The sequence below is a fragment of the Limnospira platensis NIES-39 genome, assembly GCF_026000695.1.
GTDB classification, from domain to species: Bacteria; Cyanobacteriota; Cyanobacteriia; order Cyanobacteriales; family Microcoleaceae; genus Limnospira; species Limnospira platensis.
Window position 1 is genome coordinate 2046367 of the sequence record NZ_AP026945.1, and the last position, 21141, is coordinate 2067507.

General features: G+C 42.4%; 18 protein-coding genes and 7 pseudogenes. 9 read left to right on the forward strand and 16 right to left on the reverse strand.

Features of this window, described 5'->3' with window-relative positions:
* Nucleotides 1-635 precede the first annotated feature (635 nt).
* The 5 genes from N39L_RS10050 (at nt 636) to N39L_RS10070 (ending at nt 6070) form a co-directional block, all read left to right on the forward strand.
* Nucleotides 636-3938 carry a CHAT domain-containing tetratricopeptide repeat protein gene (locus tag N39L_RS10050; RefSeq protein ID WP_014275124.1) on the forward strand — a complete coding sequence of 1101 codons (3303 nt, stop codon included), beginning with the start codon at nt 636-638 and terminating at the stop codon, nt 3936-3938.
* A gap of 622 nt (nt 3939-4560) precedes the next feature.
* Nucleotides 4561-4716, forward strand: coding sequence for a hypothetical protein (locus tag N39L_RS10055; RefSeq protein WP_014275126.1), 156 nt, complete (start codon nt 4561-4563; stop codon nt 4714-4716).
* A gap of 304 nt (nt 4717-5020) precedes the next feature.
* On the forward strand, nt 5021-5176 hold the full coding sequence (locus N39L_RS10060; RefSeq protein WP_014275127.1) for a hypothetical protein: 156 nt from the start codon (nt 5021-5023) through the stop codon (nt 5174-5176).
* Nucleotides 5177-5250: 74 nt separating this feature from the next.
* Nucleotides 5251-5406 (forward strand): hypothetical protein, encoded by a 156-nt coding sequence (locus tag N39L_RS10065; RefSeq protein WP_014275127.1) that lies wholly within the window; start codon nt 5251-5253, stop codon nt 5404-5406.
* Between the two features lie 304 nt (nt 5407-5710).
* The gene (locus tag N39L_RS10070) at nt 5711-6070 is read left to right on the forward strand and encodes a hypothetical protein (protein WP_014275128.1); all 360 of its coding nucleotides are present in this window, start codon (nt 5711-5713) and stop codon (nt 6068-6070) included.
* 126 nt (nt 6071-6196) lie between these two features.
* On the opposite strand, the gene N39L_RS10075 is transcribed toward N39L_RS10070, so the two are convergent.
* Together N39L_RS10075 and N39L_RS10080 are read right to left on the reverse strand one after the other, a co-directional pair.
* Complete coding sequence (locus N39L_RS10075) at nt 6197-7285, reverse strand: RNA-guided endonuclease InsQ/TnpB family protein (protein WP_014275129.1); 1089 nt, start codon at nt 7283-7285, stop codon at nt 6197-6199.
* A 63-nt stretch (nt 7286-7348) separates the two neighbouring features.
* Nucleotides 7349-8701 carry an ATP-binding protein gene (locus N39L_RS10080; protein WP_006616250.1) on the reverse strand — a complete coding sequence of 451 codons (1353 nt, stop codon included), beginning with the start codon at nt 8699-8701 and terminating at the stop codon, nt 7349-7351.
* Between the two features lie 187 nt (nt 8702-8888).
* Between N39L_RS10080 and N39L_RS10085 the strand changes: the two are divergent.
* Nucleotides 8889-9851 (forward strand): annotated as a pseudogene (locus N39L_RS10085) (recombinase); the annotation flags it as partial.
* A 99-nt stretch (nt 9852-9950) separates the two neighbouring features.
* Here the strand turns inward: N39L_RS10085 and N39L_RS10090 are convergent.
* The 3 genes and pseudogenes from N39L_RS10090 to N39L_RS10100 all read right to left on the reverse strand — a co-directional run bounded on the left by N39L_RS10090 (nt 9951) and on the right by N39L_RS10100 (nt 11770).
* Nucleotides 9951-11342 (reverse strand): group II intron reverse transcriptase, encoded by a 1392-nt coding sequence (locus N39L_RS10090; protein WP_014274426.1) that lies wholly within the window; start codon nt 11340-11342, stop codon nt 9951-9953.
* Nucleotides 11302-11524: pseudogene (locus N39L_RS10095) on the reverse strand (HNH endonuclease). The gene N39L_RS10090 and the pseudogene N39L_RS10095 overlap by 41 nt, the downstream one beginning before the upstream one ends.
* 21 nt (nt 11525-11545) lie before the next feature.
* Nucleotides 11546-11770 carry a reverse transcriptase N-terminal domain-containing protein gene (locus N39L_RS10100; protein WP_014274427.1) on the reverse strand — a complete coding sequence of 75 codons (225 nt, stop codon included), beginning with the start codon at nt 11768-11770 and terminating at the stop codon, nt 11546-11548.
* A gap of 723 nt (nt 11771-12493) precedes the next feature.
* On the opposite strand from N39L_RS10100, the pseudogene N39L_RS10105 reads away from it, so the two are divergent.
* The 3 genes and pseudogenes from N39L_RS10105 to N39L_RS10115 form a co-directional block, all read left to right on the forward strand.
* Nucleotides 12494-12982: pseudogene (locus N39L_RS10105) on the forward strand (recombinase); the annotation flags it as partial.
* A gap of 1087 nt (nt 12983-14069) precedes the next feature.
* Nucleotides 14070-14231, forward strand: coding sequence for a hypothetical protein (locus N39L_RS10110; RefSeq protein ID WP_202070192.1), 162 nt, complete (start codon nt 14070-14072; stop codon nt 14229-14231).
* Nucleotides 14232-14872: 641 nt separating this feature from the next.
* A pseudogene (locus tag N39L_RS10115) lies at nt 14873-16141 on the forward strand (ISNCY-like element ISAtsp9 family transposase).
* Between the two features lie 121 nt (nt 16142-16262).
* On the opposite strand, the pseudogene N39L_RS10120 reads toward N39L_RS10115, so the two are convergent.
* The 11 genes and pseudogenes from N39L_RS10120 to N39L_RS10170 form a co-directional block, all read right to left on the reverse strand.
* Nucleotides 16263-16625: pseudogene (locus N39L_RS10120) on the reverse strand (hypothetical protein).
* Nucleotides 16579-16851, reverse strand: a complete 273-nt coding sequence (locus N39L_RS10125) for a hypothetical protein (protein ID WP_014275131.1) — start codon at nt 16849-16851, stop codon at nt 16579-16581. The pseudogene N39L_RS10120 and the gene N39L_RS10125 overlap by 47 nt, the downstream one beginning before the upstream one ends.
* A 36-nt stretch (nt 16852-16887) precedes the next feature.
* On the reverse strand, nt 16888-17166 hold the full coding sequence (locus tag N39L_RS10130) for a hypothetical protein (protein ID WP_231851967.1): 279 nt from the start codon (nt 17164-17166) through the stop codon (nt 16888-16890).
* A 62-nt stretch (nt 17167-17228) separates the two neighbouring features.
* On the reverse strand, nt 17229-17393 hold the full coding sequence (locus N39L_RS10135) for a hypothetical protein (RefSeq protein ID WP_014275133.1): 165 nt from the start codon (nt 17391-17393) through the stop codon (nt 17229-17231).
* A 53-nt stretch (nt 17394-17446) separates the two neighbouring features.
* Nucleotides 17447-18672 (reverse strand): annotated as a pseudogene (locus N39L_RS10140) (hypothetical protein).
* A 196-nt stretch (nt 18673-18868) separates the two neighbouring features.
* A complete protein-coding gene (locus N39L_RS10145) occupies nt 18869-19141 on the reverse strand; it encodes a hypothetical protein (RefSeq protein WP_014275136.1) in 273 nt (90 codons plus the stop codon).
* Nucleotides 19142-19195: 54 nt separating this feature from the next.
* Nucleotides 19196-19468 carry a hypothetical protein gene (locus tag N39L_RS10150; protein ID WP_014275137.1) on the reverse strand — a complete coding sequence of 91 codons (273 nt, stop codon included), beginning with the start codon at nt 19466-19468 and terminating at the stop codon, nt 19196-19198.
* A gap of 16 nt (nt 19469-19484) precedes the next feature.
* Nucleotides 19485-19826, reverse strand: coding sequence for a hypothetical protein (locus N39L_RS10155; protein ID WP_006616300.1), 342 nt, complete (start codon nt 19824-19826; stop codon nt 19485-19487).
* 26 nt (nt 19827-19852) lie between these two features.
* Complete coding sequence (locus tag N39L_RS10160; RefSeq protein ID WP_006616299.1) at nt 19853-20236, reverse strand: DUF1064 domain-containing protein; 384 nt, start codon at nt 20234-20236, stop codon at nt 19853-19855.
* Nucleotides 20226-20550 (reverse strand): annotated as a pseudogene (locus N39L_RS10165) (hypothetical protein). The gene N39L_RS10160 and the pseudogene N39L_RS10165 overlap by 11 nt, the downstream one beginning before the upstream one ends.
* A 94-nt stretch (nt 20551-20644) precedes the next feature.
* Entirely contained in the window at nt 20645-21130 is a 486-nt protein-coding gene (locus N39L_RS10170; protein ID WP_006616325.1) for a hypothetical protein, read from the reverse strand.
* Nucleotides 21131-21141 lie beyond the last annotated feature (11 nt).

Here is a 21141-nt window from a genome sequence, read left to right on the forward strand (position 1 = left end):
TGATGCTAGGGGAGTCAGTAGTGGCGACCTCATCACAGCTTTATTCGTGGGTTGGGTTTCGTGCCTCAACCCAACATTATGGCTCAAATCGCGGGGATTGACTTACTCAAATAAACCCGGATTTTCTAGGTTGTAATTTTCCATAAATTGTCTGCAAAAATAAAGGAATGAACCCATGATTAAACCACATAAATCCATCAAAATCGGATTAACAGCAGTCACCTTATCAGTGATGCTAGGGGAGTCAGTATTGGCGACCTCATCACAGCTTTATTCGTAGGTTGGGTTGAGGAACGAAACCCAACATTATGGCTCAAATCGCGGGGATTGACTTACTCAAATAAACCGAGATTTTCTAGCTTTTACTTTTCCATAAATTGTCTGCAAAAATAAAGGAATGAACCCATGATTAAACCACAGCAACTAATCAAAATCGGATTAACAGCAGCCACCTTATCAGTGATTCTAGGGGAGTCAGTAGTGGCGACCTCATCACAGCTTTATTCGTAGGTTGGGTTGAGGAACGAAACCCAACATTATGGCTCAAATCGCGGGGATTGACTTACTCAAATAAACCGAGATTTTCTAGCTTTTACTTTTCCATAAATTGTCTGCAAAAATAAAGGAATTAACCCATGATTAAACCACATAAATCCATCAAAATCGGATTGATAACAGCCACATTATCCGTGATGCTAGGGGAGTCAGTAGTGGCGACCTCATCACAGCTAAAAACCAGTTCATCATCCCTTGAGTCAACGCCTATAATTCTCGCCCAAAATAGCAGTAATTCAGAAGCCGATAGATTGCGGCAAGAAGGATTACAACTATTTCAACAAGGAACCGCCGAATCATTACGACAAGCCCTAGAAAAGTGGCAAGTCGCCCGCCAACTCTATCGCGCTGCTGGGGATAGAAGGGGGGAAGCTGTCACCCTGCTGAGTATGGGGAGAATTAATGATTTATTAGGAGAAAAACAAACAGCCCTAGACTACTACAACCAAGCTTTACCCCTGTATCGGGCTGTGGGGGATAGAGGAGGGGAAGCTACTACTCTCAGCAATATTGGTGCTGTGTACGACTCCCTGGGAGAAAAACAAACAGCCCTAGACTACCTTAACCAAGCTTTACCCCTATTCAGGGCTGTGGAGGACATAGGGGGGGAAGCTGCTACTCTCAACAATATTGGCCATGTGTACGACTCCCTGGGAGAAAAACAAACAGCCCTAGACTACTACAACCAAGCTTTACCCCTAAGAAGGGCTGTGGGGGATACAGGGGGGGAAGCTGCTACTCTCAACAATATTGGCCATGTGTACGACTCCCTGGGAGAAAAACAAACAGCCCTAGACTACTACAACCAAGCTTTACCCCTAAGAAGGGCTGTGGGGGATACAGGGGGGGAAGCTGCTACTCTCAACAATATTGGCCATGTGTACGACTCCCTGGGAGAAAAACAAACAGCCCTAGACTACTACAACCAAGCTTTACCCCTATTAAGGGCTGTGGGGGATAGAGGAGGGGAAGCTACTACTCTCAACAATATTGGCGGTGTGTACGACTCCCTGGGAGAAAAACAAACAGCCCTAGACTACCTTAACCAAGCTTTACCCCTAAGAAGGGCTGTGGGGGATAGAGGAGGGGAAGCTACTACTCTCAGCAATATTGGCGCTGTGTACGACTCCCTGGGAGAAAAACAAACAGCCCTAGACTACCTTAACCAAGCTTTACCCCTAAGAAGGGCTGTGGGGGATAGAGGAGGGGAAGCTACTACTCTCAGCAATATTGGCGCTGTGTACGACTCCCTGGGAGAAAAACAAACAGCCCTAGACTACTACAACCAAGCTTTACCCCTATTAAGGGCTGTGGGGGATAGAGGAATGGAAGCTACTACTCTCAGCAATATTGGCGCTGTGTACGACTCCTTGGGAGAAAAACAAACAGCCCTAGACTACTACAACCAAGCTTTACCCCTATTAAGGGCTGTGGGGGATAGAGGAATGGAAGCTACTACTCTCAGCAATATTGGCGCTGTGTACGACTCCTTGGGAGAAAAACAAACAGCCCTAGACTACTACAACCAAGCTTTACCCCTAAGAAGGGCTGTGGGGGATAGAGAGGGGGAAGCTACTACTCTCAGCAATATTGGCGCTGTGTACGACTCCTTGGGAGAAAAACAAACAGCCCTAGACTACCTTAACCAAGCTTTACCCCTATCAAGGGCTGTGGGGGATAGAGGGGGGGAAGCTACTATCCTCACCGGTATGGCTTTTCTCCAACGTTCCCAAGGCGAACTCACCGAAGCCCTGGTTAATATGGAAAAGGCGATTAACTTGACTGAAGAACTCCGCAGCTTAGCCCCTCCAGGCGAACTCCGCCAAACCTTTTTCTCCACCGTTCAAGACCGTTACCAATTATATATTGAATTGTTAATGGAACTGCATCAACAAAACCCCCAAAAAGGATATGATGCCCTAGCTTTTCATGCCAGCGAACGTAGCCGCGCCCGCCGCCTTTTGGAACTTCTCGCCGAAGCTGGTGCTAATATTCGTGAAGGCGTAGACCCTCAACTTTTGCAGCAGGAACAAAGCCTAATACAACAACTCAATGCCATAGAACATCAACGGTATGAACTCACCCAGGGTCAATTTACCACAGAACAAATCGATGCACTGAAAACTCAATCCCAATCTCTCATTAATCAACTCAATCAACTACAAACCCAAATTAGGGTCGTCAGTCCCAACTATGCTAACCTGCAATATCCCCAACCTCTGAACTTAGAACAAGTGCAGCAACAGGTACTTGATGATGATACCTTGCTGTTACAATATTACCTAGGAGAAGAACGCAGTTTTCTCTGGGCGGTGACTAAGGATAGTATAACCAGTTATATTCTGCCTGCTCAAGGGGAAATCGAGGCAGTAGCTGCCCCTTATCGAGAAGCTATTAACCGTGATAATACCACCACAGTAGCCCAGGGATTACCCCTGAGTGAAATCTTAATTTCACCTGTAGTTAATCAACTGAATAATCAACGGTTATTGATTGTCGGAGATGGGATTTTACAATTCATTCCTTTTGCCGCTTTACCGATACCTTCTCAACCCGATACCCCCCTGTTAGTCGAACATGAAATTGTCACCGCTTCCTCAGCTACTCTCATTGCTATTCAACGAGAACAATTAGCAAATCGGGACACTGCTGCTAAAATTGTAGCGGTATTAGCTGACCCTATTTTTGAATCAAACGACCAGCGATTAAATCAAATCACCTCTGATAATAACTCCCCAAGTCTTGATGATTTAGCCTTAGCTAGGGCGACCAGAAGTTTAGGGTTAGGGGATACAGCCCCCCAGTTAAATCGATTAAAATATAGCCGTGTTGAAGCGGAAAATATTGCCGAATTAGTCCCGGAAAATGAAAGAATGAAAGCCTTGGGTTTTGAGGCTTCCCGCTACCTAGCCACTCACCCCAATTTATCTGAATATCAAATCATCCACTTCGCGACTCATGGGTTAATTGATACAGTCAATCCAGAATTATCTGGATTGGTGTTATCATTATTTAATTACCAGGGAGAATCGGATAATGGCTTTGTGCGTTTAAATGATATATTTAACCTGAATTTACCCGCCGAATTAGTAGTATTAAGCGCTTGTCAGACGGGCTTAGGTCGGGAAGTAAGAGGAGAGGGTTTAGTAGGTTTAACTCGCGGTTTTATGTATGCGGGGGCGCGACGAGTGGTGGTGAGTTTATGGAATGTCAATGATTTAGCAACTTCCCAGTTAATGACTCGGTTTTATCAGGAGATATTGAATGAGAATCAACAGCCAATTATAGCTTTAAGAGAAGCACAATTAGAGATGTGGAATTCCGGTCAATGGCAGTCTCCCTATTATTGGGGTGCGTTTACTATTCAAGGAGATTGGCGGTAATTAATTAATACAGCACCCTCACCCAGCTTTATTCGTAGGTTGGGTTGAGGCACGAAACCCAACATTATGGCTCAAATCGCGGGGATTGAATTACTCAAATAAACCCAGATTTTCTAGCTTGTACTTTCCCATAAATTGTCTGCAACAATAAAGGAATGAACCCATGATTAAACCACAGCAACTCATCAAAATCGGATTAACAGCAGTCACCTTATCAGTGATTCTAGGGGAGTCAGTAGTGGCGACCTCACCCAGCTTTATTCGTAGGTTGGGTTGAGGCACGAAACCCAACATTATGGCTCAAATCGCGGGGATTGAATTACTCAAATAAACCCAGATTTTCTAGCTTGTACTTTCCCATAAATTGTCTGCAAAAATAAAGGAATTAACCCATGATTAAACCACAGCAACTAATCAAAATCGGATTAACAGCAGCCACCTTATCAGTGATTCTAGGGGAGTCAGTAGTGGCGACCTCATCACAGCTTTATTCGTAGGTTGGGTTGAGGCACGAAACCCAACATTATGGCTCAAATCGCGGGGATTGACTTACTCAAATAAACCAAGATTTTCTAGCTTTTACTTTTCCATAAATTGTCTGCAAAAATAAAGGAATTAACCCATGATTAAACCACAGCAACTCATCGAAATCGGATTAACAGCAGTCACCTTATCAGTGATTCTAGGGGAGTCAGTATTGGCGACTTCATCACAGCTTTATTCGTGGGTTGGTTTGAGGAATGAAACCCAACATTATGGCTCAAATCGCGGGGATTGACTTACTCAAAAAAACCCAGATTTTCTAGCTTGTACTTTCCCATAAATTGTCTGCAAAAATAAAGGAATTAACCCATGATTAAACCACAGCAACTCATCGAAATCGGATTGATAACAGCCACATTATCAGTGATTCTAGGGGAGTCAGTAGTGGCGACCTCATCACAGCTTTATTCGTAGGTTGGGTTGAGGAACGAAACCCAACATTATGGCTCAAATCGCGGAGATTAACTTACTCAAATAAACCGAGATTTTCTAGCTTTTACTTTTCCATAAATTGTCTGCAAAAATAAAGGAATGAACCCATGATTAAACCACAGCAAATCATCGAAATCGGATTAACAGCAGTCACCTTATCAGTGATTCTAGGGGAGTCAGTATTGGCGACTTCATCACAGCTTTATTCGTGGGTTGGTTTGAGGAACGAAACCCAACATTATGGCTCAAATCGCGGGGATTGACTTACTCAAAAAAACCGAGATTTTCTAGCTTTTACTTTTCCATAAATTGTCTGCAAAAATAAAGGAATGAACCCATGATTAAACCACAGCAAATCATCGAAATCGGATTAACAGCAGTCACCTTATCAGTGATTCTAGGGGAGTCAGTATTGGCGACTTCATCACAGCTTTATTCGTGGGTTGGTTTGAGGAACGAAACCCAACATTATGGCTCAAATCGCGGGGATTGACTTACTCAAAAAAACCCAGATTTTCTAGCTTGTACTTTCCCATAAATTGTCTGCAAAAATAAAGGAATTAACCCATGATTAAACCACAGCAACTCATCGAAATCGGATTGATAACAGCCACATTATCAGTGATGCTAGGGGAGTCAGTAGTGGCGACCTCATCACAGCTTTATTCGTAGGTTGGGTTGAGGAACGAAACCCAACATTATGGCTCAAATCGCGGGGATTGACTTACTTAAATAAACCCAGATTTTCTAGCTTGTACTTTCCCATAAATTGTCTGCAAAAATAAAGGAATTAACCCATGATTAAACCACAGCAACTCATCGAAATCGGATTGATAACAGCCACATTATCAGTGATGCTAGGGGAGTCAGTAGTGGCGACCTCATCACAGCTAAAAACCAGTTCATCATCCCCTGAGCCCACGCCTATAATTCTCGCCCAAAATAGCAGGAATTCAGAAGCCAATAGATTATTAAATGAGGGATTACGACTATTTCGGCAACGAACAGCAGAATCATTACGAGAAGCCCTAGAAAAGTTGCAAGCCGCCCGCGACCTCTATCGCGCCGCTGGGGATAAAGGAAAGGAAGCCACCACCCTACTGGGTATCGGCACAATTAATGACCTATTGGGGGAAAAGCAGCAAGCCGTTACATAAGACTTACCCAAAGCTGCCCATAACTAGACTTTTCTATCTAAGATAACTTCTACTAGGGGTAGTTGGCGCTCATTTCCTGCTTCATACAGAACTGTCGGCAGCACTCTGTCCACAGGCTAACACCGTCTAACTGACGGCTTTCTCCAAATTGATGGAGGCATTCAAATCACGATCAATTTCTAGGCCGCAGTGGTCACACTTGAACACTCTTTCAGATAGGAAGAGTGTTTCTTTCTTTGTATGGCAGTTTGAGCAAGTTTTGGAGCTAGGGAACCATCGGTCAACTACTACAAATTCAGAACCATGCAGCTCACACTTGTACTCAAGCTGTCTATGAAACTCATAAAATCCCATATCTGCGATCGCTTTAGCTAGATTACGATTCGCCAACATACCAGATACATTCAAATCCTCAATCCCAATCTTGCCGTGGTTTTTGGCGAGGTAGGTGGTCAGCTTGTGTAATCTATCACGACGGATATTGGCAATCTGGCGATGCAGTCTAGCTATCTTTATTTGAGCCTTTTTCCAATTGTTAGACCCTCTAACTTTGTGTCGATTTAGCCGTTGCAACCTAGAGAGTTTATTCTCATATTTTCGGTAACTCTTAGTCCCTTCAAACACTTGACCAGTTGACAAAGTTGCCAGTGTTTTAACTCCTAAATCCACCCCGACAACTCCGACTAATTTAGGTGTGTGGGTTGGTTCAACTTCAATTTTCCAGCTAACAAACCATCTATCAGCCGTTCGACTAAACGTGAAAGATTTGGGTTGATATTGTATGGGTAAACGCTCATAAGTTTTTAGCCAACCTATCACGGGAACTTTGACACGGAAATGGTCAACTGCCAATGACCCATCGACAGTGAAGCTATCAGCACGTCCTTTTTTCTTGAACTTTGGGGGTTTCTTTCCCTTCTTAAATGCCTGCTTCCAGGCTTCTGCAAGATGTCTCAAAGCATATTGAGGAGCGCATTTACTCACTTCGTAATACCAGGAACACTCAGGCTTAACGATGGCGACTAGCCATTTATGAAGGTCTACCGCAGTTGGGAACTTAATCTTGTCCTGGGGATTAGCTTTATTGTGGTCAAGGATGTTTTTGGTTAATGCTAGTCCCCAATTCCAAGCGTGTCTAGCAACTCCACAATGCTTGGCTAGAGCGTTGCGTTGCTGGTTATTTAGTTTGATTGCCGTTTGAAATCCGAGTAACATGGCAACCCCTTAAATCCATTCCCATTTATGTTTGAGACATATTAGCACCTGAAGGTGCGGTAATTAATCTTTGTCAAAATCTTTAGCGCCTTCTAAGACAGGATTAAGGTCAAACCAACTACCATCATGATCGCAATATTCAAAGACAAATAGACTGCGGAGGAGAGTTTGATATTCTTCCTCACCTCGGACGGTTTTCTGCTGCGAAACTTGGCGGAGAAGTTCCCACTCGTCGGAGGTGATGGCTTTGCCTAATTCGTTGCGTCTCTCGCTAATTACCCGTTCAATCATGGTGCGGGTGAAGGGTGGATCGTCTTTTTGTAGACAATTAAATAGTAAAATTAGCAGGTTTCGTACATGACCACCACTCATCTGACAGAGATAATCGAGGGTGCTGGTAGAGTCAAATAATTTAGGGATTTCACGAAGGCGTTCTGTTTCGTTTAATTCGGGAAATGCTCGTGCTAATACCATTTGTCTGAGCAGATTAATTCCGGGTTCGCAGTCGCTACCGTCTCGTTCTTTGACTCTGACCATTGGTAGCAGTTTGGCGGGGGAACCAAAGCGGTTGCTGACGGCTTCTTTATCGTTGGAAAAGGTGAGAATTAGGGGAATTGTATAGATGACATGGCACAGCAGTTTATTGAGTTGTTCCCCCCTATCTACAAATAGATATTCTGGCTGGGTACGGATGCCGAATTTGGCTTTATTATCGATGCGATCGAGGTTGTCAATAATCACGACTAATCCCCCTTGTCCCCGTTGCTGTAGTTGTTGTTGAGCTGGGGTGATTAATTCCTGGTTAATGACTTCAATAATGTTATTAACTCGGGGTTCTAGGTGTTGTCTTAATAGCGATCGCACATCTCTGGAGTCTTTGGCTTTGGCGGTAATTTCACCAATCCCAAAAGCCAGGGAAAAACCCTCGGAGTCTTGGCTAACACCAATATCACCGACGACGGGAATATTGCTCCGAAAACTGGTAATTTCTGTATTCAGAAGGTTGGCGGCGCTTTTCAGAATGCCTTGAAAGCGTTTGGGTTGCAGACAGACACCACTATTTTCTAAACTTTGGGAAACTTGGCGAGCGATCGCCAGTAAGATGTCACTAATATCGACATCCGCCATATCTAAGTCCTGGGAAGACTCGAAGTAAACTACATGGAATTTTTCGGCTTCTAATTCAGTTTTTAATCGTGATAATTCCGTGGATTTTCCACAGCCTATATGTCCGGTAAATAATTGACAGGTAGGTTGATGGTCAGAAAAGGTGATCGTCCGTTTCAGTTCCCGAATTACATTAGAACCCCGAACTGGTGCAAAATCAATATAGTATTGTCGATCTTCAGGTTTCGATATATTCAGAGTGTATCGCGGGTTACAGGCTCGAAAGAATCGTCCAAGGTTTAGGGACATTTAATTTCTCCCCAGAATTTTAGGTCTACCTACTATTATCTACGATCGCAGCAGTTACATATCAGCATCTGCGATTAATTTCCAACGGGACTGGCCGGACTCGAACCGGAATTACAGCCTACAACCCCTATTCTACCGTTACTTAGGTGTTACTCAGAGCAATAACAGGATAATAGGTGAGTAAAAAATGAGTAACGACATTAATACCCCTACAGTGGGGGGAAAGGGTAACTATGACGAGAGCTATAGCAGATTCCTGAAAGCCTATCAAGACTTTAAAGGGGAATGTCCCAAAGGAGTGACACTCAAGTTACAAAAGTCCGGGGCTAGGTACAATCTGCTATTGCAGTTTAAGCAACCACCTACCGGGAAACGGCTACCCAAGACAGCTAATCTTGAGTGTACACCTCAAGGGGTGATAGACGGGGTTAAGAAAGCTAAACTGGTATCAGAAGCCTTGGGAACCATTACTAGCGCTAGTGAATTTTGGAACTGGTACGATGCGACTATCTTAGGAAAGAACCAGATTGAGGATAATCTGATAACCTATCGGGAAATATTCCAACAACTAGAGGATGAGTATTTTGCGGGTTACAACCGCAACACAGGAAGACCACGCTCCCGCGATATCGCTAGCGACTTAGCATCTTACGAGTCTACTAAAGAGGCATATTTCAGGTTGTTCCCTAACTGGGATGATTACCCTAGCTGGGAGAGTTTCAAGGTTATGCTATACACTCCCCTACAGAACGGAGAACAATTAGTAGGTTCCCAAACATTTAAAGAACGTTACTACATCTTAAAAGCCATAGCTAAGAAATCACCTAACAAAGACCATTTGCTTAAACAGCTTGAGCCTATTAACCCTAAACAAACACGATTCACCGTTAAGCAGCGTATAGGCATTAATGCCTTTAAAGATTGGTGGTTTAACACCAAACAGGAAGCCTATACCATCAGAAACTCACAACATCAATCATCCCGACATAGCTGGTTATGGGTAACGGGTATGACAGTAATGTACGGACTGAGACCAACTGAAATAGCCGCTGCTGTTAATCTAACCAAACGTTATGTAACGGATGATGGTGTAATCATCAAAGCACTATCAGACCCTGATAATCAAGATAATTATCTTGTATTAGGAGATTAATTAGGGGTCGAGATAGACCTCACGGTCTACCCCTCCCATTCAAAACCGTACTTGAGACTTTCACCTCATACGGCTCCTAGTTTGACCGTCTCCTTGTTAAGAGTACAGCATCATCTCTTCATCAAGAGCTGTTTTATCGTCGTGACAATGGCGATGTAATAATTGAATATTCTTATAGTCATCCTTTCCGCCTTGGCTTCTAGGTACAATGTGGTCTATTTCAATTAAATCTGATGGGGTAAAGAATTGCCCACACCAGGTACATCTACCTTTTTGCTTTTTGAGTAGTTTTGCTACCCTATTTGGCGTATCGATTGCTCGTCCTTTCCTGCTTGCCCAGTAGGTCCAATTTCCGTCATAAAGTGTTGCGTCAGGGCGTCTTAAGGTATGTCTGACAATTGGAGTCCAGTTGTGTTTGAATAGATGTAACCCATCTTTGGTTTGGAACAGCCAATTTTCGTGTCTTTCTTTCCCATTGCTAAGTTTAATTGTTCCATGTCTGAAATAATTTCTTAGCTTTTCGTGACTTGCCTTTCCGCATCTTGATACTGTCCATGCCCGTAACATTTGCCAGATTGTCTTATCTAGTTTGGTGAATGTCTCTGTTGAGACTACCCCTGAGTAATAGTTTGACCATCCCATAATAATTGGGTTTAGTTTGTTAATTAGGGTTGATTGAGGTGCTGTTTTAAATTGTTTAATTACACCTTTTATCACTTCTGTGTGGGCAACTGCTTTTTGGCTGGGTTTAATGTGGGTCTTGTGACCGATTAATCGGCTTGCCATTCCCCCTGTTTTCCCAGATTTATATTTTCCTGCTGGATATTGCCTGATATTGAATCCTAGAAAATCAAATCCTGGCTCCTCTGTTCTGCCTTCATATTCAATAGGTTTGAACGTATGGCAGATTCGAGTCTTTTCAGGTTTTATTTCTAATCCCACAGGTTTTAACCGTTCGGAAATAGCAGTTTTGCACTGTTCAATGATTTCTAGTGATGGGGATATCACTACAAAGTCATCGGCGTATCTTATAACAGTAGCCTGCGCTCTGTTTGCTTTCTTTGGATACATTGTCTCTATGAACCTAATCATGCCATCCAATGCGATGTTAGCTAGGAGTGGACTTATTACCCCTCCCTGGGGTGTCCCTGATTCTGTATCCTCAAATACGCCGTTATCTAGCACGCCTGCTTTGAGCCATTGTTTCAGGTCTCTTTTTAGGCAGCTTGGACAATGAATTTTGGACAGTAGGTAATCATGGTTTATTCGGTCAAAACATTTTGCTATATCAGCATCGAGTACATAATATTCACCCTTGTTGATACTTGAGTAAATTCGTGCTATTGCATCTTGGGCTGACCGTCCGGGACGGAACCCATAGCTTGTGCTTTCAAATCTCGATTCCCATTCAGGTTCGAGAGCCGACTTAACCAAGGCTTGCCTTGCTCTATCTTGGATTGTGGGTATTCCTATTCCAGCTTTTTTCATCCCTACCAGGTTTTGGAATCCACACCCGTCGCAGTGGTTTTGCTTTGAGGTTTTCTTTGATTTTCTCGGTCATTTCTAGCCTTTGTTTAGGGGATATTGCTATCACACCATCTACTCCAGCCGTCTTTTTGCCTTGACCCGCTTGGGGGGGCGGGTTTATTAAGCTGACTGTTGGGAAGCATGGCTGACCGTGGAACCCGCCCCTACAGTCGCACTGCTAAGAGTCGGGCATAATATGATTTCACCAATAGACGTTGCCACCTTCTTACCTTTGCGTCCTGTCCCGATTTAGCTGCTTGAAATATACTCTTTTGGAGCTTGAAAACTTTCCGTTGAACCTTAGTCCACGGGATGGTCTTCCATGCGTTGTTCGTAGTCTTGATTGGTTTTGATTTCCCAAATCCTTTCTTTAAACTCGCTATCGCCATTTGTACACCTACTTGACTCTATTTCTTTACAATCAAACCGTGACCCGTTAGCATATCCCTACCATTACAGTCGGGCGTTGGCTTCTGGTCACATCTCACCCCCTAATAGGCTTACGCTTACACTTTCACTACTGACTTTCTCGACCAGATTATCAGAGCCTAAGAGGGGTTAAAACGTTCCGTTTATATGGGCATTCCATCTTTAGATTTGTCCTATCCACCGGGGTACTTTTAAAGGTCTGTGTAGGTGATGAAGTGATTACCCTACTTTTCCCCTTACTCTTTTGAGCGCAGCGTATCAACCTGTTTCGCTGCTCAATAATGACGATGGTTCAAGCCGGACATTCGGTTTCCCTAATCATGGATGGTTGGCAGTGGTCTCGGTTCTGGTGTTGGGTTACACCTAGGAGCTTTCCGTTCCCCGCTTCAATCCTGAGGTTGTGATTCCCAAAATTGGGGGTGGCTATCGCCGTTACCCTAATTTCCTAACTTTACTTATCCATTTCTGGGCTTACTATAAGGAATTTGTATGGGTTAGTTCGTTTTGACCTTGGGTTCCCTGCCTTGTTTGGTATATCTCTATACCGAACGTTGGGACATATAAACAGTTATGAGGATGGTCACGAGTGCGTTCCTTATATTCAACCAAGGGGTTGAAGTCCCCACCAGGCGGTTACTTCGGGTATTTCAACCCTATTTCATGCCTGAACGTTTCGCACCACTTACTTTACTGACGCAGAAGGTCGGAAAGTGAGTATTAAAACAGGGGGAAGGGTTGTAGCCCCAATTCCCAGTCCCGAAATGTTTGATTTCCTAGAATTGAAACGGCCGTTGTTACCAGAATATAGCCCGAAAAAAGGCAGTCAACCCAAAACCATAGCTGGAGGCTTTGACGCAACGTTTAGTAACAGAATTCAATCTATGAAATGCCCGGTAACCCAGAAATATGCTTTTCGTAGACTGTACAACCTGTTAGGTGAACAATATGGACTACCTATCGAGTTGCGAGCTAGACTTATGGGACATAGCACAATCGTCAATGAGGGTAAATACAAGACAGAAGGCATTGACGCTACCTTAGAAGTTCTCAAAGGGGTTTCTAAGTTACCTATACCATTGAACGTGGCTATAGAACGGTTAACAGCGTTAGGGGTTGATATTGATAGCTCTGAAGCTAAATTATTTCTTAGAGTTATCTATCTGATAGATTAATCTAATCGTCAACCTTTCATAAATTAACACCCCTAGATTAAACCCCTAGGGGTTATTTTATGGCTACAGATTGATAGATCCTGCTATGGTTTTGAGTAACACCTAAGTAACGGTAGAATAGGGGTTACAGCTTATGGGTTAGGAAACTCTCCTTTCGCCTGCATTGCCTTTAAACCCTTATCCTGACAGCGATAGCGGGTTATTACTCAACCCCTATATCCTATTGAGTTACTCAGATACTACTCACAATCTAGTCCTAGCACAGGAAAATAATTCTGTCAATAGGTTGATTACTCAGTCAATAAGCACAACTTAATCAATCTGTCAAATACCCATACCACCCCCCAACCAAACACCGATAGGGTAACTCTCTCGTGATACCCGTCAATGGCAAGCCTATCGGTTCGTTACGAACCATTGACTGCTATCACATCGGTCGCACCCCTAAGAGTGTTTGTTTCGGTTATGGGGGGAGGGTATGGCTCAAATTTCAAAACCCATAGGGGTAGTCAGATTATTAGTGAAATATTGAGGAGCCTACTCACTACCAACAAAATGCGATCGCATAATCACGACTAACCTGGCTATGACATACTGAAGCGATACCCCCAAACAACTTTTCAACTGGTGACTTGTTTCGTCATCTCTCGCTGATACCTACATAATCCTCAGCAAGTCTCCAATTTATAGGGGTATTCATTTCGTTCAAAACCCAGTACCCCTAATAAACACCCTAAGCCAAAATCTTAGCCGTAGGTTGTAGGTAAAGCTATCTGTTAGGGGTAAAGTAGTTCTGGGTAATATCTGGACATGATAGGGTGAGCATTCATATAAACGATTTATAGTCTATAAATTATAGTCTATAAATGAAAAATACGTGCGAGACGTTTAGGAGTGAAATAGGGCTGCAATGCTCGAAATAACCTCCTAGAGGGGAATCAACTGATTCAACCCAGTTACCCCTTAACTGTTTATATGTTCCAACGCTCGGGCTTAAAACGAGCAAGGCAGGAAACTCAAGGTCAATCCCATTTTAAGAAATCGCAAAATTTACCGTCCAGGTGAACTTAGGAGGAGTAAAATCCACTTGGGGCGATTATGGGAAAGAGTAAAGGCGATAGCCACCCCCAGTTTTGGGAATCACAAACCCAGGATTGAAGCGGGGAACGGAAGGCGTGAAGTAGAACCTACTACCAGATGCGACCACTGCCAACCATCCATGATTAGGGAAACCGAATGTTCGGCTTGAACCATCGTTATAAATAAGCAGCGAAATAGGCTTGATACGCTGCGCCCAAAAGGGTAAGGGGAAAAGTAGGAGTTTGTATTTACTACCTACACAGACCTTTTTAAGTACCCCGGTGGATAGAACAAATCTAAAGATGGAATGCCCATATAAACGGAACGTTTAAACCCCTGTTAGGCTCTCAGTAGTGTTGTGTCTATTGAGTAGTGAAAAGTGTAAGCGTATGCCTATAAGGGGAAAGGATGTGACTGAAAGCCAATGCCTAACTGTAATGGTTGGGATATGCCCACTAGTCACGGTGTGGATATAGAGACTGCGATAAGTAGGAGTGTTATGACGAAAGCGAGAGTAATGGAGAAATCCATGAGACTACGTGTTGTATATAGCTCCCAAAGTTGAAGTCACAAAGCAGGGGGTTGTAACCCTGTTCCTATTGACAATAGGGTGTCCACATCAGGAGCCGTGTGATGTGAAAGTATCAAGCACGGTTTGGAATTGGAGTTGGGGAAGGCGACTTCCCTTTCGACCATAACATACACGCACCCCCTACAGTCCAGCAATTCTCATTTTGGCGAAAACCTGTTCAAGTCCCCAGCATCCCTGTATCGTAATGACATCTAAGAAACCCAGGAGCGCCAGAGCCGTTGAAAAAGCCAGGTGGCTTTGAGACTCTAGTCGGTTCTTTCCGCCAGTGCTTGTCATCGCTACCGGACAAGCGCCGGGGTAAAAATCGCCGCTATGGAATGGAGGATGCCGCTTTAAGTGCGTTTAGTGTGTTTTTTACTCAAACTCCGTCGTTTCTGGCTTATCAACGTCTGATGGAGGGGAGTAAAGGCAAGAGCAATGCCCAAAGTCTGTTTGGAGTTCATCGAATTCCCTGTGATAACCAGATTCGGGACTTATTAGATGCCGTGTCCCCAGAGCACCTGTTTCCAGTGTTTGAGGATATCCTACAAGTCTTGGAAGCCCAGGGGCAGTTAGAAGACTTCCGTTGCCTAGGGGACAGTCTATTAGTCGCGTTGGATGGCACCGAATACTTCAGTTCCGACCAAATTCACTGTCCCCACTGTTCAACGCGCACCCAGAAGTCAGGAAAAACCCATTACTTCCATAGTGTTGTCACTCCAGTCATCGTCTGTCCGGGACAGAATCATGTGATTCCCTTAGTCCCCGAATTTATCGTGCCCCAAGATGGTCATGATAAGCAAGACTGTGAGAATGCCGCCGCCAAACGCTGGCTATCGAGGCAAGAACAATGCTTGAGGGCTTTGAATGTCACGGTTTGAGGGGATGACCTCTATTGCCACCAACCGTTGTGTCAGCAGTTTTTAGAGCAGCAACTTAACTTCATCGTCGTCTGTCGCCCCGAGTCTCATACTACCCTCTATGAACACCTAGAGGGCATCGAACTCCCGACCCTCACGACCAAGAAGTGGACTGGTAAAGTCGAGAAAACCTATACCTACCGCTATCTCAACGGAGTCCCCCTCAAAGATAGCGATGAGGCGCTGTTGGTTAACTGGTGCGAACTTACTGTCACCACCGCTGATGGCCAGGTAACCTATCACAACTCCTTGGCCACGAATTATCCTCTCAGCGATGAGAATGTAGCCGAGGTGGTTCGGGCCGGGCGGACTCGTTGGAAAGTTGAGAATGAGAACAACAACACTCTCAAGACCAAGGGCTACCATCTCGAACACAATTTTGGCCATGACAAGCAGCATCTTTCTTCCTTGCTCCGGACCATCAACATCCTCTCGCTGCTCTTCCACACCCTGCAGGAGTTGCTCGATAACAAGTACCAGTTGCTACGAGCGCACTTACCGAAGCGCCAAACCTTCTTTAATGATTTGCGCGCGCTTACCCAGACTGTACTTCGACAGTTGGGACCACCTTCTGACCTTTATGCTTGAGGGTCTCGAGTTAGACATCCCACCCGATAGCAGTTGAATTTCCAAAATGAGAATTGCTGCCTACAGTCAGAAACCATAGGGGGCCATTTAAGTTATTGGGGTAGCTGTTAGGTGTTAGGGTTTAGGGTTTTCTCATTCTGCACTTAGTAATCATAGCTAACGCTACGTCTGTTAGCTTGTCTACAGTGACTTGGTCAGCTTTCCCTATGTAAATGTGATGATTGACGCTACCATCCCACCCTTTGAGGTTCCAGTAGGTAAAACCATTGATTGAGGTTTTTTTGCACGCTGTAAATCGTTTACCATTAACCTCTACTGAAAAGGATTTATGGGTTTATAGGTATTTAAACCATTCTGAAGAGCCTACCTCAATGCAGATACTATGACTTACTAAAAACCCGGTATAGCTTCCCGTTAACGTTACTACTGGGAGTAATTTAGGTATCAAAGTTACCTCCCATAAAAATATCGCTACTGTAACCATTGCCGCTAAAGTCGGACATAAATGATACTGGTTGAATAACTGTCTCTTGAGACGATACCCATTTTTTCTGTACCGTCATAAAATCAACAGCGGCGTTATGAGCTATTTCGGCTAATTTCATCCTGGTATCTTGGTTAGCGTAGGGGATATATCGTGACATCATTTGAGCGTAAATATCACGTGCTAATTCCGCGATAACCATTAACCTTGCTTGTTCTTCATTCATGGTTTTGTCTCCTATTGATTGCATTGCAGTAACTGATTAATTGAACTCATGATAATCATTGTCAGGGTGATTTTGACTATTGTTGTGTTCTGTAATTTTTGCATTAAGCAAGGCTTCAATGCCTTTGAGTAACTCGATTTCCGCGTTTAAAAAATGCCTGTGGATTTGGATAAATTCGATAATTTCATCAAATTGTTCAGGCGTGATAGCAAGTTCTACTAAGTCAAGCAATCCCACAACGTTAGGGTTGACTCGATTGCTCATATAGCTATATTCTACTACGTTTAATCCGGGTGTACTTGATTTGATTGACATAGTTTTATCCTTTGATGATGGTTAAGCTGTGATAGTTTAAACCCGTCCGAGACGACGTTAAACTATTCGATTTTGGTCAGTAAATGCTTGATATAATTAAGCTGTTTAAGCAATAATTGTTTTTTTGCTTCTGCTACAGATAACTCAATCTCGCAATCATCCATAATACTGATTAACGTATCTCTAGCGTCTTCTCTGTTGGCGTTGTAGATTGTAATATCTACCATTTATTTAAATGTTTTAAACCTTATTTTTGCAATAGCATTTATATTGTTTTGGGTCATTTTTGGGTCTCATAAATTATTTGTTCCCAAACATTTTTGCCGTTCTGATTAATCATATTATATCCTCTATTTTTCATTAGATTATTTAATTCATGCACAGTAACTATTGAATCTAAATAACCATCATTTTTGGCTCTCTCAATGGTTTCTTTCAGAGTCTTGGGGTCAATATCAGTTACAACCTAGATTAATTCTGGACACCCCGCGTTAATAGCTTGTTGATTTTGATTTGTTTTGGCTTCTATACTTTGAGCGATAAAACTATCCAAAAATTGCTCAGTACCTGATGATATAGTCAAGATTTTTTTAATAAAAAAATCCCAGTAATCATTGAAGCGTTTAATTGATTCATTGATAGATAATTGATAAATCAATGAATGGGTGACAATGATTTCACTTGATAACCTAGCGTTAATGATATCTTTTTTGTGTTTCTGTAGTTGTTTTTTGACCTTGCTGTATTGATTGCAGTTATCGATATCTCTCCAGAAAATTTCTAATTGAGATGATAATGAGATGATAATTTATCAAGCGTAATATCTTCTACATCGTTTAAATCGCTTAATTCGTAACTATTCCCCCTATATTCTTCTGATGTCATTGTATCTCGTTTTTTAAACCATATAGGAAACATTCGTATTTTGAGTTCGTTTAATTTCCAAAATGTCCACAATGGATGTATTGAATTAATCACCTTGAAAGCGAAAGCATCAAATACCATGTTAGTTCCCGGTATTTGACTACTGATGGTTATTCGGCTATTTTTGCGGTTTAACACCTTGAAAAGCGATAACATATTCTCATTTTCAATTAATAAGCTAGGGGTGATATCTTCCCATACCAATATAAAATTTTTCTCAAATTCACATTGAAGGGGGTCATAAAAGCGTTCGTGTTGTATCTTGTTTCTCAGTGAAGCAAATGTGCTGTTAGCTAACACTGTGTCGGTGCGATACAGTGAAGCCGCAATAGTAGCTATCTGTGACTTTCCAGTACCACTAGACCCCCAAAGGAACAGGATTCCTGCTGTACTCATAAGGGTTACTGGAGACGCTATAAACGAGGTTACAATAGGGAATTGGATATCAGGATATGGCAGAACACAGACAGCCCTACACACCGATTCTATCTGTTTACCTAAATTGCCATCCGTGATTATTTCGTCAAGTTCAGATGACATTTGGCTTCTGATTAGCCTATAATCGATATAGTCGTCGGACATGGTACACTCCTATCGCTCTTGTATTGCTGACATGGTATGGTGGTTATCCCCCCTAAAATTTTAGGGGGGATTATTTGTGACTACATTAATCGCAGTAACTCAATTAAAGCTATCAAGACATCAGAATCAAGTTTTTTAACCTTGTTATAAAGGCTCTCAAAGCTAGGGTCACAATCCAAAACCTTAGCCCCTTCTGTTAGCCTTTCTTCAAAGGTTTTGTATTTCGGTTTACCACCAAAGCCACCATTTTTTGGGTTTTGGATTCAATGAAAGCGTCAATATCAGCGATAGAGTAATTAGCTACCCGTTCATCAAATTCTTCTATATCCTCAATATAGAAGATATTAGAAATGTCAGAGTTGAAATTATCATCTCCGATATTTCCTTCTAATATCCTGTTAGAAGGTATGACTGATGATTGCCCTAAGTTTATTGTTGCTGTAAACATCACAGAACCGTCTGTAAGCATTGCGTCACTTTCTATTATTTTAAGCAATGCAAGTTCTAGCATTGTAGGGGTGTATTATCGTTTTTTCCCGTTATATTCAGTCTCGTATTTTTCAATAAAAAACCTGACAGCTAATAATTCTTCATCACCTTTGGAATAACTCCAATCCCTATCATTGAAGTTAGCAAAATCACCTGATACACCTTTACCGAATATCCATAGGTGAGGTAAATTAATTCGGAATTGTGCTTGACTAATCACTAGGAATGTGCCTGATTCTCCAGATTTAACTGCACTACAAAACGCGAATTTATCGTCATCTCTTTTACCGTAATATCCAATACTCATGATTACTCTTCCTTAGTTAATTGTTGATTGTTGATTGTGTTAGGTGATTTGATTCTGGCTGCAATTTGGCGACAACCATACCAAAACATTGGATTACCTTACCGGATAGCTGAACTCTAAACTGTGATTGTTTAGTTAGCTTAATAATTGCAGAGCCTTGATAATCACCACGTGGTCTGTAACTACCCATTACCTGATAGGTAATATTCTTGACTTCAGGTGTTTTGTGTTCCTCAATATGTGTCAAGACTTGATAAGCCACAATGATTGTATTTTGGTCAAATTTATGGGGGTTATAATGGCTTTGCACAAGTTCACCATTGAGGCTAAATATGCCTTTATAGTGTAGATTTATCACGGTTGCTGTTCTCCTATTAACTTAAATTATTGTGCTTTCAGATGTCGTTGGAACTCATCGATATTCATTAAATAAATACCTGGCCAACGATAAGACCTGTTCCGAGTGACAAACCAAATATCTTCAATCATTCCGGGATTAAGGTAATTAAGCAATTGCATCTTGAGTTTAAACTCGGTTGTTAGCGTTCCCTTTACTTCGATGTATTGGTTGAAAACTGGACTATAAAAGTCTGGCTTCCATGTAATTGACTTCCAATCATTACAGTGATCAACCAAAGTTAATCGGGGGTGTATTGATAGGTTGTCATCATACTTTTTGAGTAGGTGATACACCTTGCTCTCTAGCGTTGATGCAAAGTAATGCCCCTCATCATATTGTCCTTTGGCGTGATACTTGTTAATCATCATTATTTACCTCCTCTTTATCGCCACCAGATTCAGCTTGATAAATCCTCCATTCTTCCCGGCAATATTCAAGTGCTTTATTGAGAATTTCCTCAATTTTATCTGGGCGTAATGGGATTAATTTTTTTCATCATTTTTCCCACATAATAAGCCAGAAATTCATGGTAAAATTTAACGGCTGTTAATTGCCATTGAAGTTTTCCTCTTCCTGCATAGTTAGGAACCTTTATAGCAAACGACATTCCCATATACATCAACGGGTCAAGTTTAATATTCCTGAGATTTAACCGCACTTCTTTCCAGTGCTTTGATATCATGGTGATAGTCCTCGATGTTTGGTGTATTGGCTACCTTTTTACGGGTAGCCTTTTCTATTTCCCAATTAGACTGCTGTAATTAGACTGTTAGGGATTAACCCTGAAGCCAGACTGAAAATGGGTCAGGGTCGGTTGATAACTCAGGGATATCCGGGCCAACATGATTATCGGAGAGATTAAAAAAGTGACCCTCCAAGGCAGCGATATCGTCAGCAATAGCACCAGAAACTTTACGTGGCATCTTGACACCACCACCAAGTTTAATCAGAGTTAGAATAGCTTTAATGCTATTCTTTAACGCGATAATCTCAGAGTAGGTTAATTCCAGATTAAAGTCCTTTTCGTCCGTTACAGATGCAAACACTAACTTTTCTTTTAATGTGTAGATAGGTGATGTTTTGGGATATGGCAGATAAGGAACTACTTGGTCAAGAAATCCGGCAAAGTTGCTGAACCTTTTTAAGATTGCCAGATATTCACTAGGTGAGAGTCCATGTGTATCCTTGGTTTTTACGCTGTCTTTGTCAATCTGGTAAATAGCGGTATTTTGGTCTACTAATGTATTTTGGTTTTTACGCATCTGTCAGTTAT

What these genes read in the sequence shown, in the direction of transcription:
- N39L_RS10050 (WP_014275124.1), top strand. Translation starts at nt 636, where the DNA reads ATGATTAAACCACATAAATCCATCAAAATCGGATTGATAACAGCCACA.
- N39L_RS10055 (WP_014275126.1), top strand. Translation starts at nt 4,561, where the DNA reads ATGATTAAACCACAGCAACTCATCGAAATCGGATTAACAGCAGTCACC.
- N39L_RS10060 (WP_014275127.1), top strand. Translation starts at nt 5,021, where the DNA reads ATGATTAAACCACAGCAAATCATCGAAATCGGATTAACAGCAGTCACC.
- N39L_RS10065 (WP_014275127.1), top strand. Translation starts at nt 5,251, where the DNA reads ATGATTAAACCACAGCAAATCATCGAAATCGGATTAACAGCAGTCACC.
- N39L_RS10070 (WP_014275128.1), top strand. Translation starts at nt 5,711, where the DNA reads ATGATTAAACCACAGCAACTCATCGAAATCGGATTGATAACAGCCACA.
- N39L_RS10075 (WP_014275129.1), bottom strand. Translation starts at nt 7,285, where the DNA reads ATGTTACTCGGATTTCAAACGGCAATCAAACTAAATAACCAGCAACGC.
- N39L_RS10080 (WP_006616250.1), bottom strand. Translation starts at nt 8,701, where the DNA reads ATGTCCCTAAACCTTGGACGATTCTTTCGAGCCTGTAACCCGCGATAC.
- N39L_RS10090 (WP_014274426.1), bottom strand. Translation starts at nt 11,342, where the DNA reads ATGAAAAAAGCTGGAATAGGAATACCCACAATCCAAGATAGAGCAAGG.
- N39L_RS10100 (WP_014274427.1), bottom strand. Translation starts at nt 11,770, where the DNA reads ATGGCGATAGCGAGTTTAAAGAAAGGATTTGGGAAATCAAAACCAATC.
- N39L_RS10125 (WP_014275131.1), bottom strand. Translation starts at nt 16,851, where the DNA reads ATGAATGAAGAACAAGCAAGGTTAATGGTTATCGCGGAATTAGCACGT.
- N39L_RS10130 (WP_231851967.1), bottom strand. Translation starts at nt 17,166, where the DNA reads ATGTCAATCAAATCAAGTACACCCGGATTAAACGTAGTAGAATATAGC.
- N39L_RS10135 (WP_014275133.1), bottom strand. Translation starts at nt 17,393, where the DNA reads ATGGTAGATATTACAATCTACAACGCCAACAGAGAAGACGCTAGAGAT.
- N39L_RS10145 (WP_014275136.1), bottom strand. Translation starts at nt 19,141, where the DNA reads ATGCTTACAGACGGTTCTGTGATGTTTACAGCAACAATAAACTTAGGG.
- N39L_RS10150 (WP_014275137.1), bottom strand. Translation starts at nt 19,468, where the DNA reads ATGAGTATTGGATATTACGGTAAAAGAGATGACGATAAATTCGCGTTT.
- N39L_RS10160 (WP_006616299.1), bottom strand. Translation starts at nt 20,236, where the DNA reads ATGATGATTAACAAGTATCACGCCAAAGGACAATATGATGAGGGGCAT.
- N39L_RS10170 (WP_006616325.1), bottom strand. Translation starts at nt 21,130, where the DNA reads ATGCGTAAAAACCAAAATACATTAGTAGACCAAAATACCGCTATTTAC.